Raw genomic sequence first — 13487 nt, forward strand, 5'->3', positions numbered from 1 at the left:
CCGGGGTATTTTCTAAACGAATCGTAAAGCGAGATTGATCCGAAATTAGAGGATTGTTACCGTTGAGGTTCATCGCTAAGGGCTTGGCTCTGTCCGGCATCAGAAATTTGCCGGACGTCTCAGTTAATATTTAAGAGAGCGGAACGCGCTCCAGACAATCAGGGGAGGTGATGAGGGTTCTCCTTCAACTTCCATCTTCAACTGCCGGCTCGTGTGTGTTGAGCCGAAGATCATCGGGACGCCCTCGTCAGCAGGTGCGCCCAAGACCCAGGAATTTGCGCGCCGATTGAGCGCGACCGTTTGGAGAGTGAGAGGCAAACCTCATGAAGAAAATTCTGTCACCCGCCCGCAGTGTCATTGCTGCAGCGTTGATTGCGGGCCTGGCCATTCCGGCTCACGCCCAGCTTCGCGAGGCCCTGACGACGGGCGAGCAAGCAACCCGTAAGGCCGAGCAGGTCCAAGACCAGATCAACCAGCTGGACGACCAGCGTTCGGACATGGTGCGCGAGTACCGCACCCTTCTGCAGCGCCGTGACGCCGCAGAGCTGTTCGCGAAACAGCAGGAACTGGTGGTTCAGAGCCAGCGTGAGGAAATCGCGTCGCTGACCGAACAGCTCGGCTCGATCGACGACATCACGGCCCAGACCGTCCCGATGCTCCTTGGCATGATCGCGGACCTGAAGCAGTTCGTCGCCGCAGACATCCCCTTCAAGGCTGAAGAGCGCAAGACCCGCCTCGACTCGCTCGACGCCCTCATGAAAACGCCGAACGTCACCACGGCCGAACAGTACCGTCTGATCATGGAAGCCTACTCGGCTGAAATGGAATATGGCCGGACGATCGACACCTGGCAGGAAGAGATCGCCATCGACGGTAACCCGACGACGGTTGACATGTTCCTCTATGGGCGCGTTGCCCTCGTTTACATCACACCGGGCGGCAAAGCCGCACGTTATGATCGCGCCACGGGCGAATGGCAGCCGCTTCCGGGCAGCTACGCCAACGACATCCGCCGTGCTGTACGCGTTGCCCAAGGCAAGGCCCAGCAGGTCGTCCTCTTCGCTCCCGTCCAGAAGTTCTCGGTCCAGTAAGCGGCCAGACGATCAGATACGAAGGTCATAGAGTTATGAAAACGTTCAACACCACACTCAAGGCACTGGGCGCCGCGGTTCTTCTCGGATCGGTTTCGCTCCTCGCCGCTGCTCCCGCTTCGGCACAGACGCTGAGCGATGTTCTGGCGAAAGTCCGTCAGGACGCCAACCAGATGTCGACGGAAGATCAGGCCCGCCTGAAGCAGTTCCAGGCCGACACCGCCAGCCAGGCGGCCAGCATGGCAACTGCCCGCAATGCGCTCGCCGCCGCTGAAGGCCGCGCGCGCACCCTGAGCGCCGAATTCGACGCCAATGAAGCCGCACTCGGCGCGCTCGAGGCCCAGGTCTCGACTCTCGCCGGCGACTTCCAGGAAATGCTGGGCCAGTTCCGTTCGGCAGCCGGCGCCACGATGCCGGAAATCGCCAACTCGGTCGCCAACTTCGACTATAAAGACCGCGTGGCCGGCATTGCCGAAATCGCAGAAGCCCGCGTTCTCCCGAACCGTGGCCAGCTCGAGCGCCTTCCGAAAGCCATGCTTCAGGAAATGATCGCGCAATCCGAAGTCAAAACCTTCACGGCTGTCGTGAACGGCATTGGCCCGGACGGCTCCAACGCAGAAGCTGAACTGATCCGCGTCGGCGTCTTCACTGCAGCAACCGTCGACGGCCGCAAGTTCGTCGAAGTGCGCAAGGGCGAAGGCAGCGAAACCTTCCTTCAGGTCTTCGCCCGCCAGCCCTCCGGCAACTACGCGTCGTCCATCGGCTCGCTCGTCAACGCCGGCGAAGGCGCTGTCGTGAAAGCCCCGGTCGATCCGTCCAAAGGCAACCTGTTCGGTATCCTCGGCGACCTGCCGACCTTCCAGGACCGCCTGCGTCACGGTGGTGAAGTCGGTTACACGATCATCGTGATCGCGGTCATCGGTATCCTGCTCGGCCTCTACAAGATGTTCATGCTGTTCACCCAGGGCGCCGCCATGCGCAACACGGCGAAAACCCGTCAAGCCGGCACCAGCAATCCGCTGGCCCGCGTGCTCGAAGTCTACGAAAGCAACCGCAGCCGTGACATCGAAACGCTTGAGCTCAAGCTCGACGAGCAGATCCTCAAAGAGTCGCCGAAGATCGAATGGGGCCTCGACATCATCAAGGTGTTCGCAGCTGTCTCGCCGCTCCTCGGCCTTCTGGGTACCGTTGTGGGCATGATCATCACCTTCACCGCGATCACGATCTACGGTGCGGGCGATCCGAAGCTCATGGCTGACGGTATTTCGACCGCTCTCGTGACGACCGTGCAGGGCCTGATCTCGGCTATCCCGCTGGTTCTGATCCACGCGGTTGCTTCCTCGATGGCACGTTCGAACCAGCAGATTCTTGACGAGCAGGCCGCTGGCCTCGTCGCCGAGAAGATGGAGTCGCTGCATGGGGCCCGGGCATAAGCCCGGCTCCCTCACCCCTGGAGGAGTAACCCATGCTGGGTTTTGACGCTCTACAGGCCTTTCTGGATCGAGGCGGCCCCGTGCTGCTGGTCATCATGGCGGCGACGTTTGTCATGTGGGCCCTGATCCTGGAACGGTTCTTCTATTTCCGCTTTGCGCACAACGCGGTTGCCAGTGAGGCAATCGCCGAGTGGCGGGCCCGGTCCGACAAGAAGTCGAAGCTTGCCCACTGGGTTCGCGAACGTCTCGTTTCGGAAGTCCGCCAGAAGGCCGAGGAAAACGTGCAGCTGACCAAAGCCATGGTCGCGCTGGCACCGCTTCTCGGCCTGCTCGGCACGGTGACGGGCATGGTGTCGGTGTTCGACATCATGGCCATCACGTCCGGTGCCGATGCCAAGGCCATGTCTGCGGGCGTGTCGCGTGCGACCATCCCGACCATGGCAGGCATGGTGGCGTCCCTTTCCGGCGTACTCATCACGTCGGGTATGGACCGCAAAGTGAACCGTTCGGTGCAGCAGGTTGAAGATCAGATGGAGATCAACTGATGCGCGGACGTTCCACAAGACAGGCAGAGTCGGCCGAAATCGACCTCACCCCGATGCTGGATGTCGTGTTCATCCTGCTGATCTTCTTCATCGTTACGTCGACGTTCGCCCGGGAAGAGGCTATTGGTCTCGAGCCGCCGCCGCCGCCGGCCCCTGATCAGGCAGATCAGCAGAACCAGGTTCCGGCGATCCTGATTTACGTGGACGAGAGCAATCTCATCACCGTGAACGGCCGCCTGGCCGACATCAGCTCGGTTCGTGCGAATATTGAGCGGGTCATCGCAGAAACGCCCAATAGTTCGGTTATCATCCAAGCTCATCCGAAGACGAAGTCCGGTGTGGTCGTGAGAATCCGGGACGAAGCGTACAACGCTGGCTTCCGGGACCGCGTCAACATCGTGATCTCGCAGTCGTAAGTCAGGAGCAGATTCATGGCACGTAAGCAACGCGCACCGACTGGCAGCAGCGGGCAGGAGATCGACCTGACCCCGATGCTGGATGTCGTCTTCATCCTGCTGATCTTCTTCATCGTCACCGCCCAGTTCATCAAGGAACCCGGCGTTGCGATTTCGCGTCCGGATGTCGACAACAAGTCCCAGGCAAAACCGCTCGCCATTCTCATTGCGATCAATGCAAATGACGAGGTCTACATCGACAAGAAGATGATTCCGATGGTCGAAGTGGGCTTCACCATCAAGGAATTGCGGACCGACAACCCGCGGGGCGAGATCGTGGTTCAAGCAGATGTGAACTCATCTGCAGAAGCCATGGTTGAAGTCATGGAAGCCATCAACAGGATTGATGGCGCCACGGTGATCAACATCTCAGCCAAGACCAACAGCTAGGGAGAAGAGCCATGTTCAGCAGTCCCCTTGGGCGTTTTCTGGTCAGTTTCGCCATCGCAGCCCCGATTGCGTTCGCGATCTTCCTGATGATGAACGCGCTGATTTCGGTTGACGAGATCACGCTGGATGCAAAAGAAAGTCGGACGCTCACGGCGATCACCCCGCAGTCGCAGGACTCTGATGTCCGGACGCGCCAGCGGGCCAAGCCGCAGCGGATCGAGTCGGCCTCCAAGCCGCCTCCGCCGCCGAAGCAGTCGGCCACCAAGTCGAGCATCAACCTGCCGACACCGAAGATCGAAGGCGCTGTTCCGCAGAACCTCGACCTCGGCCGCATGAAGTCGCTGGCCATCGATCCGGTGGCGGTGTCGGACCGCGATGCCCAGCCGATCCGTCCGCCGACGCCGTCCTATCCGCAGCGTGCACAAGAGCGCGGCCTGTCGGGCAGCTGCGATGTGCGCTTCGACGTGGATACCCGCGGCAAGCCCTACAACGTCCAGGCTACCTGCACGGACTCGGTGTTCAAGCAGGAAGCCGAACGGGCCGTCGGACGCGTCGAATTCGCGCCGAAGATCGTCCGCGGCAAGGCTGTCGAACGCCGGAACGTCGTCTATCCTCTGGAATTCAACATCCAGTAGGTTTCTTCGAGGGCCGGGCGGCAGCACCGATCACGCCGCCGCCCGCCTTTCCCCGCCGCCCACAATGGCAACAAGACCGTTGGGCCGGCCTGGCTAGTGTGAGAGATTTGCCGCTGCGAGGCGGCCAGGAGAGAGATTATGCGACTTAAAGTTTTCCTCAAAGGCGCAGTGGCGGCCGGTATGCTCGGCCTGATGAGCGCTGGCACGGCGCTCGCTCAGGCCGGCGGTAGCTGCACGGAAACCCAGTTCAGCTCGAAGACCGGGCAGCTGTACCTCGAGGCCGAACAGGCCGCGATCACCAACAAGGACTACGACACCGCCATTGCGAAGCTGAACCAGCTGCGCGGCATGGAGCTGAACTGCTACGAAGAAAGCGCGATCATCCGCATTTCAGCCTACATCAAGATCGAGAAGGGTGACCGTCAGGGCGCCATCAAGGATCTGCTTGATGCCATCGCCAAGGGCTACATCCCGCCGGCCGACATTGCCCAGACCTATTACAACATCGCCCAGATCTACCTGCAGCTCGAAGACATCAAGTCGTCGCTCGACTACATGCAGAAGTGGCAGGCCGCCGGCGGCAAGGCCGACCGTCAGCAGAAGTGGCAGCTTGCGGTGCTCTACCAGCGCGTCGACAACTTCAAGGAAGCCATCCGCTACGCCGAGGAAGTCCGCCGCGAGGACGGCGCGAAGTTCGACCAGCCGCTCTATGACCTGCTCGTCTTCCTCTACAACGAGACCGGCGACGAGGCGAAACTGGCCGCTGTTCTAGAGACGCTGGTCGAGCGCAATCCGACAGAGCGCAAGTATTGGGACGCGATTGCCGGCAACTATTTCAACGGTAACGAACAGCGCAAGGCGTTCGAAGTCCAGAAAGCCATGTACCTCGCCGGTCTGCTGAAGACCGAAGACGAGATCATGCGCATCGTAAACTTCTATAACCAGTTCAACGCGCCGTATTACGCCGCGAAAGTGCTGGAAAAGGAAATGAACGCCGGCCGCATCAAGAAGACCACCGAGAAGATGTCGCTTCTCGCCGACTTCTACCAGGTCGCGCGTGAGCACGACAAGGCGATCCCGGTGATCCGTCAGGCCGCTGAAATGGGCGGTGGCGGTGCAATGTACGAGCGTCTTGGCGCCTCCTACAGCGAGATCCAGAAATGGAAGGAAACCGAGGACGCCCTGCAGCAGGCCCTCAAGATGGGCGGCGTGAAAGACCGCGGCACCATCTGGGTCCGCATCGGTCAGTCCCGCTTCGAGCGCGGTGACCGTGCCGGTGCCAAGGAAGCCTTCCGTCAGGCTGGCAACCAAGGTGGTCGCGGCTGGCTTGAGTTCATGCAGTCGGAAGAGGACACGAAGGACGCGCTTGTCTGCTTCGAAGTCCAGTCTGCCGTGCTGAACATGGTCAATGAAGACAAGATCTGCAAGAAACTCGCAGGTCTGGGCGACGCCCAGCCGGAAGGCTGCAAGACCGTCGGAGACCGTTTGAAAGCTGGCCGCGCGAAGTTCGAAGCTACGCCTCAGTGCCGGAACGCCCAGCCGGTCTGACCGGGGACTTTAGGCCCATCCAACCTGCAAAAGCCCCGGATCGCTGCTGGTCCGGGGCTTTTTGCATTCCGGACCTGAAGTTCCTGACCTCAGGAATGTCGGCCAGCGAGGGGCCAAGGCCAGCCATGCCCTGCCCAAACAAAAAACGCCGGCGGGTGAGGCCGGCGTTCTGGAGTGCGTACTGGCGGAGTGTCTTAGCTCGGTTGCGAGGAGATCCCGAAGGCGCTCGGCGTCGGCGAGGCGGCGCTAAGGCTGGGCTTCACGTCGGTGGCGGCCTGCGGGCCGGTTTCGCGCAGCGGATCGTCCGCGTGCTTCACCTGGCCTTCAAACACCGCATTCGGCTGGATCTGCAGCGAAGAATGGACGATGTCGCCCTTCACGTGCGCGCCGGTTTCCAGCTCGACCTTGCGAGCCCGGATGGAGCCGCGGATCTTGCCTTTGACCTTAACGACCTCGGCTTTCACTTCGCCGGTGATCTGGCCGGAGGCGCCGATGGTGATATCGGTGGCCGAGACATCGCCATCGACGATACCGTCGATCTGAAGCGACCCTTCGGAAGTCACCGAGCCGTTGATCTTCATGTCGGCGCAGATGATGGAAGCGGCGCGGGCAGCGTTCTTGGTCGCTGCGCCCCGGATGGCGTCCTGCGCGGGCACCACTTTGGGCGGCTCTACGGGCGCTACGTCCGGGGTTTTGCTATTTTTTGTGAACATGTCGGCCTGCTTTCAGGAACTTGCTGGGGTCATAGGGTTTGCCGTTGTACCAGATCTCGTAGTGGAGGTGGTCACCGGTGCTGCGGCCTGTCGAACCCATGCGGCCGACAAGATCGCCAACTTCAACACTATCACCTTTTGACACGGTGATCGACCTTAAGTGTCCGTAACGCGACTTGAAGCCATGACCATGGTCGACTTCGACCAGCAGGCCGTAGCCCGAACGGGCGCCTGCATAGCTCACTTTGCCCGGCCCGGTGGTCACGATCGGGGCGTCCCGATAAGCGGCCATGTCGACGCCCATGTGGGGCGACGGGCGCTTCGTGAAGGGGTCAACGCGAATGCCATAGGGGCTGGTATAACGGAAAGGCACGGAAACCGGCTCGCCCAGCGGCAGGCTGTTCACGACCTTCTCGTAATGTTTCATCTCAGCGATGCGGGCACGGGCCTGCAGGATCCGGGTCATGAAGTCCTGGTCGCCAATTGACCATTCGGAGGCCGAGGAGGTCAGGGCGCCCATCGAGACTTCCGGGCCGCCAACGCCGGAGGCGGCCAGCAGGTTGTCGGTGCCAACGGCGGTGAGCATCAGGACGCCGCGGGCCCGTTCTGCCCGGTCGGCGGCATGGTCTTCCATCCGGTCGAACAGGCGGTAGATATCCTGCTCGATGGCTTTGGGGGTGCCGCGGGCAGCCGGAACGCTGAGACCGGCGGTCATCAGGTAGGCATCGCGGGACTGGCGGCGGTCAGCTTCTTCGATGGTGGCCTCGACCAGGAGGGAGGCGCCATCGCCTTCGAGGGCGGACAGTTTCTGCCCGTCGTCCTCGCGCATGTCGTTGAGCAGCTCTTCGAGGGCCTTTTGCTTCTTCTCGAGGTCGGCTGTTTCCTTGGAGCGCTCTTCCAGAAGGGTGCGCTGCAGCGATTCACGGGCCCGAAGGTCCTGGACCCAGCGCTCGTACTTGGCGAGTTCCTTGCCCTCGCCACCCGCGATGGTGGTCTCGCCGCCGCCGAAAACGAAGCTCGCCGTTGCAAACACAGTCCACCCGGCAATGGCGGTCGCGCCAGCGGCCATCATGGCCTGTTGCCATGGAGAAACGGAAATATACCGGACGGTCCCGCCACTGCGGTGGTAGATCTGGCGTTCCGGGAATGCACGATCGAACGTCGCCTTGAGGTTCGCACTCCATTTCGCCATGCAAGCTACCTGTAAGCTGGAAACTTCTTATGTAGCTGCAGGATTACCTGCAGCCGGCTTCCCATTCCCCGGGTCATACATACCCAATTCGACGGGGTGCGGAAGCCCCGCTATCCATATTTTTCAGCAATGTTCGCAGCTGAGCGTAAACTTCTCATTAACTGGCGTAATGTTTCGGCAAGGCCGGGCGGAAAACAGGCAAACCTGAAATCAGCCGGGAAGCGCTGCAAGAACTTCTTCGGCGTGCCCCTTAACTTTCACTTTAGGCCATACACGGACGATTCTGCCGGTGGGGCCGATCAGGAAGGTACGCCGGGCCATACCCATGTAAGTTCGCCCGTACATCGATTTTTCCTCCCAGGTCCCGTAGGCACTGGAAACTGTGCCATCCGCATCACTGCCCAGGAGGACCGTCAGATCGTACTTGGCGGCAAACTTCCCGTGCTTTTCGAGTGTGTCGCGGGAGATGCCCAGAACGGTAGCGCCCGCCTTCGCGAATGCCTTCGCAAGTGCAGTAAAATCGAGGGCTTCCTGGGTGCAGCCGGGCGTGTCGTCCTTGGGGTAGAAATACAGGACCAGATAGCCGCCGGCGAAGTCCTTAAGGCGTTTCGGGCCTGCAGTGGTCTCGAGGCTGAAGGCAGGGGCCTTGTCACCGGGGGTCAGCTCGACGCTCATGCAGTTCTCCCATGGTCTCAAACCATTCACGCAATTATAGTTTCTATGTGCCAATGGACCTGCGGCAATACCGGAAATTTTGAGGAGCCAGCGATTGGTCCGCCAGACCGCGTCCGTCATCGTCATGGAAGTCCTCGGCGCCCTGTCACTGGTGCTGATGGCGGCCAGCGCATTGCTCCTGCTGCGCCTGGCCAGCGGCCCGATGGATCTCAGCCCCTTCCGGGATGATGTCGAGCATGCCCTTGCCGATGCCCGCGATGGCCGGCCGGTATCGATCGGGGCGCTGCAGCTGGAATGGTCGCCTGAAACCAAACGTGTACAGATCACCGCCCAGAACGTCCGGCTGATGGATGCGGGCGGGCGCCCCGCCGCCGAGGCGGCAAACTCGCAAATCGTGCTGTCGGCCTCCGCCCTTGCGCTGGGACGCGTCGAGGTGCTCCGGCTCAGCCTGCGTGATGGCTGGATCGGGCTGGACCACAAGGGCGGGAATACCTGGACGCTGGGCGGCGATCCGCTGCCGGAGATGACGGCGCGCGAGATGCCGGCGACCCCCCAGGGCTGGCTTGACTATGCCAACACCGTGCTGCCGGAATGGCTGAAGGGGCTGACCGAGACCGAAGACAGTCTCAGCTTCGAGGCGATCCGGTTTGACGGTTTCGAATTGCGGGTGCGCGCCGAAGACCTCGCGCTGCTCGGTACCGTCCAGCAGACCACAGGCAACCTGACGCGCACGGCTGACGGATTGAGCCTGACACTGTCTGGCAGCGGCCTCGGTCAGGGCATGCCCGGCGGCATCGCCATCCGCATGCAGACGAGCGAGGCGGGCACGCGCATGCTCGCCGAACTCGGCGTCGCTGACTGGCCGCTGGGCGAACTTTTCAGGCGCACCGGACTCGGACAGGCCGGCTCTGAAGGGCTGCAGTCGAATTTCGAAGTCGCCATCGGCTTCACGCAGTCAACCGGCATCGAGGAGATACGTCTCACTGCGCGCAGCGGGCCGGGCAAGCTGAAGCTCGGCAGCGCCGTCCACCCTGTGACGGACCTGCGCATTTCCGGCGCCTATGGCCGGCCGGATGACCGGCTCGCGCTAACGGTCGAATCTACCGGGACCGGTGTGTTCAAGGGCCGGGCAGAGTTCCTGCTTGAGCGCGCGCTGACGGGCGAGGGCTTTCGTCCCTTCCGCCTGACCAGCCCCGCGCTGACCGCAAACCTGACACCCTTCCTCGAAGCACCGCTTGACCTCGCCAGCGTGTCGGCAGCCGGCGAGGTCGATCTGGACGCCCTGGCGGTGCGGGCGGCGACGGCGAAGTTCGTGATCGGCGGCGCAGCGTTCGAACTTTCGGGCGATCTTGCAAGGACGCCGGACCGGCTTGATGGCGAGGCACCTATCCTCGGGACGCTGGATGTGGCGGTGCCGGGCGCGCTGCCGCTGAGCACGGTCACGGCGCTCTGGCCGGTGAAGCTCGCGACGGGGGCGCGTGAGTTCGGAAAGGTTCAGGTCGAAGCGGGCACCGCCCGCAACGTCAAGGGGCGCATCACCCTGCTGCGCGACAGCTTCGCCGAGGGCTACTTGCGCGATACAGACCTTGAAGTAACCTTCGCGGTCGAGGGCGCGCGGGTGAAGTTCCTGTCGGACCTGCCGCCGGTGGAGAACGCCAGCGGCAAGGGGCGGCTGACCGGCAACAGTTTCAAGGTCGTTCTGGACAAGGGTGACTATGCCGGCTGGACGGTAACCGAAGGGCTCGTCGATTTTCCGGCCTTCAATCCGCGTGGCCAGGAATTCCGCGTCTTCGCCAAGGGGCGCGGGCCTGCGAGCAGTATCGTCAAGACGCTCGGCGAGTCGCGGCTGGAGTTCGACCTCGATCCGGCGCGTGTGTCCGGCGATGCCGAAATGACTTACGAACTGTTCCGGCCGGCGCTCAGCGATGTTCCGTATGAGGACATGCGCTTCACTGGCTTCGGCACCATCCGCAACACCGGCCTGAAAGGTGCGGCGTTCGGCTTCGATTTCACCGGCGGCGCCGTGAAGGTCGATCTCGACCAGAACGGCATCGTGATGTCGGGCCAGGGCAAGCTCGGGCCTTCGCCGGTGGATTTCGTCTGGAAGGATTCCTTCACCGAAGACGGCAAGCCCGCCGACCTCACGGCCAAGGGCCTGGTCACCGCAGATTTTCTCAACGGCTTTGGCCTGCTCGGCCGCGCCTACATGACCGGTGAAGCGCCGCTGGATGTGCGCGCGACGCTGGAGGGCGCCGATCTCGAGACGGCGCTTGTCGGCATCGACTTCACCGACGCGCGTCTCGACATGGCAGAGATCGGCTGGTTGAAGCCGCGCGGCGGCGCCTCGACGGCGACCATCAACTACGCCAGGGCCGGCGACAAGGTGACGTCCAAGGTGCGCTTCACGGCCGACGGCGCTGTACTTGACGGAGACTTCACGCTCGGCGCCGTCGACATGCGTCTCTATACAGCGGACCTGCGGCGCGCCTTCTTCCGCAATGTCGCCGACGTCAACGGGAAGGTGAGCCGCGGCCCGAATGACCAGCTGGTTCTGAAGCTCGGCGGCAAGCACCTCGACATATCCGGCCTGATGCCCGGCCTCGGCACGATGGGCGGCGAGGACGCCGGCAAAGGCTCGCCGATGACGCTCGATGCGGCGGTCGAGCGCCTGACCCTTCGGCCGGGTCTCGACCTGCGCAACGCAAAGCTTGCAATGGTGTCTGGCAAGGCAGGGCTCGAGACGCTGACGGCGAGCGGCGTTGCCGGAGAAGGCGCGCCGCTCGAGGCCGCGATAGATGCGCGAGGCGCGGGCCCGGCGCGGGTGAGCGTGACGTCCGGCGATGCCGGGTTCCTGGCCCGCGCTTTCATGGATGCGGACTTCATCTCCGGCGGCGCGCTGGAAATGAGCGGCACGCTGGAGGAGGGCAACACGCCGGCGAACCTGATGATCAACATTTCCGGCGCGCGCATGAGCAATGCGCCGTTCCTGACGCAGATATTGTCGCTCGCGTCCTTACGCGGGCTTGCCGACACCCTGACCGGCGAAGGCGTCATGTTCAGCAAGATCGACCTGCCACTGAAGATTTCCGGCGGACGCTACATCATCAGCGGCGCCAAGGCGCAAGGCCCTGCGCTGGGCCTGACGGCGAGCGGCTTCATCGATTCCAAATCGACCGACATCGAGATCGACGGCGTGCTGGTGCCGAGCTTCGGCGTGAACTCTGCGCTCGGAGGCATTCCGATTCTTGGTGACCTCGTGGTCGGCCGCGACGGCGAGGGCGTCTTTTCGCTGACTTACGGTGTGCGCGGCAAGCTGGAGAAGGCGAGCGTCTCAGTCAACCCGCTGTCCGCTCTGGCACCCGGCGTGATCCGCCGCATCTTCGAGAACCCGTCGGACACGAAAATCCCGGAAGCCACGCCGCGTCCGCCCGATGCGCCGCTGCCGAGGGAATTGCCGCCGATCAAGGATGAAACGTTCTGATCACCCGGTGAACCACTCTCCCAAAGCAGCGGGAGGAAATGGTCACCCCGTCTTGATCAGTGCGTGACGCTTCTTGCCGGCCGAGAGCTTGATCGCGCCGTCCTTCAGGTCGGCGGAGGAGACCTTCGCGTTCGGATCCGTCACGGCCTCGTCGTTCACGCGGATCGCGCCCTGTTCAATCAGGCGGCGGCCTTCGCCGTTGCTCTTGGAGAGACCGGCAGCAGCCAACGCTGCAGCGACCAGCATGCCGGCGTCAAGCTCCGCCTGCGGCACAAGTGCTGTCGGCAAGGCATCCGCCGAAGCCCCGGCGCTGAACACGGCCTTCGCCGCTGCCTCGGCTTCTTTCGCCGCGGCTACTCCGTGCAGCAGCGTCGTGGCCGCATTGGCCAGTGCGATCTTGGCATCGTTGATGCCCGCGCCCTCAAGCGCTTCGAGCCGTTCGATCTCTTCCCGGCCAAGGTCCGTGAACAGACGAAGGAACTTGCCGACGTCCGCGTCCTCAGTGTTGCGCCAGAACTGCCAGTATTCATAGGGACTCTTGCGATCGGCGTTCAGCCAGACGGCTCCGCCAACCGTTTTACCCATCTTCACGCCGGAGGACGTTGTGACGAGATGCGCCGTCACGCCGAAAGCTTCGCCGCCCTCGGCCTTGTGAACGAGGTCAACGCCGCCAACGATATTGCCCCACTGGTCGGAGCCGCCAAGCTGCATGCGGCAGCCGTAGCGCCGATATAGCTCGAGGAAGTCGTAGGACTGCATCAGCAGATAGTTGAACTCGAGGAAGGTGTAGGGCTGCTCCGCCTCGAGACGGCGGCGCACGGTATCCTGCTTCACCATCGTGTTGATGGTGAAGTAGATGCCCACAGCGCGCAGCATCTCCAGGTAGCCTAGCTCGCCCAGCCAGTCATTGTTATTGACCATGATCGCGTCGTTCGGGCCCGTGCCGAAACGGATGAAGGGCTCGAACGCCGTCTTTATGCCGGCGATATTGGTGTTGATCTGCTCGTCGGTGAGCAGGGGTCGCGACTTTTCCTTGTCCGTCGGGTCACCCACCTTGGTGGTGCCGCCGCCCATCAGCGCAATCGGCTTGCCGCCATGGCGCTGGAACACGCGCAGCATCATGATGGTGATCAGGTTGCCGACATGCAGGCTGTCCGCCGTCGCGTCATAGCCGACATAGGCGACTGGCGTTCCCTTGGCACAATAGGCATCCAGCTCAGCTTTGTGAGTTGTGTCCTTGATGAAGCCGCGCCAGCTGAGCTCGCGCAGGAATTCCGACTTGTATTCGCTCATGTTCTTGTGTCTCCGTGGAGCAGACGCGCGCCTAAC

At 62.5% G+C, this 13487-nt stretch carries 12 protein-coding genes; 8 read left to right on the top strand and 4 right to left on the bottom strand.

All coding sequences use genetic code 11. The annotated features are described in order from the left end of the window. Nucleotides 1–323 precede the first annotated feature (323 nt). The 7 genes from Q0C17_RS03165 to Q0C17_RS03195 all read left to right on the top strand — a co-directional run bounded on the left by Q0C17_RS03165 (nt 324) and on the right by Q0C17_RS03195 (nt 6097). A complete protein-coding gene (locus Q0C17_RS03165) occupies nt 324–1091 on the top strand; it encodes a DUF3450 domain-containing protein (RefSeq protein ID WP_291201193.1) in 768 nt (255 codons plus the stop codon). Nucleotides 1092–1126: 35 nt separating this feature from the next. Next, nucleotides 1127–2524 (top strand): MotA/TolQ/ExbB proton channel family protein, encoded by a 1398-nt coding sequence (locus Q0C17_RS03170; RefSeq protein WP_291201196.1) that lies wholly within the window; start codon nt 1127–1129, stop codon nt 2522–2524. Between the two features lie 32 nt (nt 2525–2556). Then, nucleotides 2557–3069: a MotA/TolQ/ExbB proton channel family protein gene (locus tag Q0C17_RS03175; protein WP_291201199.1), complete on the top strand. Its 513-nt coding sequence runs from the start codon at nt 2557–2559 to the stop codon at nt 3067–3069. Then, on the top strand, nt 3069–3485 hold the full coding sequence (locus tag Q0C17_RS03180; protein WP_291201202.1) for a biopolymer transporter ExbD: 417 nt from the start codon (nt 3069–3071) through the stop codon (nt 3483–3485). Before Q0C17_RS03175 ends, Q0C17_RS03180 begins: the two co-directional genes overlap by 1 nt. A 15-nt stretch (nt 3486–3500) precedes the next feature. Continuing rightward, on the top strand, nt 3501–3914 hold the full coding sequence (locus Q0C17_RS03185) for a biopolymer transporter ExbD (RefSeq protein WP_291201205.1): 414 nt from the start codon (nt 3501–3503) through the stop codon (nt 3912–3914). A gap of 11 nt (nt 3915–3925) precedes the next feature. Beyond that, nucleotides 3926–4549 (top strand): energy transducer TonB, encoded by a 624-nt coding sequence (locus Q0C17_RS03190; RefSeq protein WP_291201208.1) that lies wholly within the window; start codon nt 3926–3928, stop codon nt 4547–4549. A 138-nt stretch (nt 4550–4687) separates the two neighbouring features. Continuing rightward, nucleotides 4688–6097 carry a hypothetical protein gene (locus Q0C17_RS03195; protein WP_291201211.1) on the top strand — a complete coding sequence of 470 codons (1410 nt, stop codon included), beginning with the start codon at nt 4688–4690 and terminating at the stop codon, nt 6095–6097. Between the two features lie 194 nt (nt 6098–6291). Here the strand turns inward: Q0C17_RS03195 and Q0C17_RS03200 are convergent, their stop codons facing one another. The 3 genes from Q0C17_RS03200 to Q0C17_RS03210 form a co-directional block, all read right to left on the bottom strand. Further along, the gene (locus tag Q0C17_RS03200) at nt 6292–6810 is read right to left on the bottom strand and encodes a polymer-forming cytoskeletal protein (RefSeq protein WP_291201215.1); all 519 of its coding nucleotides are present in this window, start codon (nt 6808–6810) and stop codon (nt 6292–6294) included. Next, on the bottom strand, nt 6794–8002 hold the full coding sequence (locus Q0C17_RS03205; protein ID WP_291201218.1) for a M23 family metallopeptidase: 1209 nt from the start codon (nt 8000–8002) through the stop codon (nt 6794–6796). Before Q0C17_RS03205 ends, Q0C17_RS03200 begins: the two co-directional genes overlap by 17 nt. A gap of 210 nt (nt 8003–8212) precedes the next feature. After that, nucleotides 8213–8677 carry a peroxiredoxin gene (locus Q0C17_RS03210; protein ID WP_291201221.1) on the bottom strand — a complete coding sequence of 155 codons (465 nt, stop codon included), beginning with the start codon at nt 8675–8677 and terminating at the stop codon, nt 8213–8215. A 94-nt stretch (nt 8678–8771) separates the two neighbouring features. On the opposite strand from Q0C17_RS03210, the gene Q0C17_RS03215 reads away from it, so the two are divergent. Further along, nucleotides 8772–12158 carry a DUF3971 domain-containing protein gene (locus Q0C17_RS03215; protein ID WP_291201224.1) on the top strand — a complete coding sequence of 1129 codons (3387 nt, stop codon included), beginning with the start codon at nt 8772–8774 and terminating at the stop codon, nt 12156–12158. A 42-nt stretch (nt 12159–12200) separates the two neighbouring features. Here Q0C17_RS03215 and tyrS read toward each other — a convergent pair whose 3' ends face one another. After that, nucleotides 12201–13451, bottom strand: a complete 1251-nt coding sequence (tyrS, locus tag Q0C17_RS03220) for a tyrosine--tRNA ligase (RefSeq protein WP_291201227.1) — start codon at nt 13449–13451, stop codon at nt 12201–12203. Nucleotides 13452–13487: the final 36 nt, after the last annotated feature.

This window comes from Hyphomonas sp. (genome assembly GCF_022844445.1).
Taxonomy (GTDB): Bacteria; Pseudomonadota; Alphaproteobacteria; order Caulobacterales; family Hyphomonadaceae; genus Hyphomonas.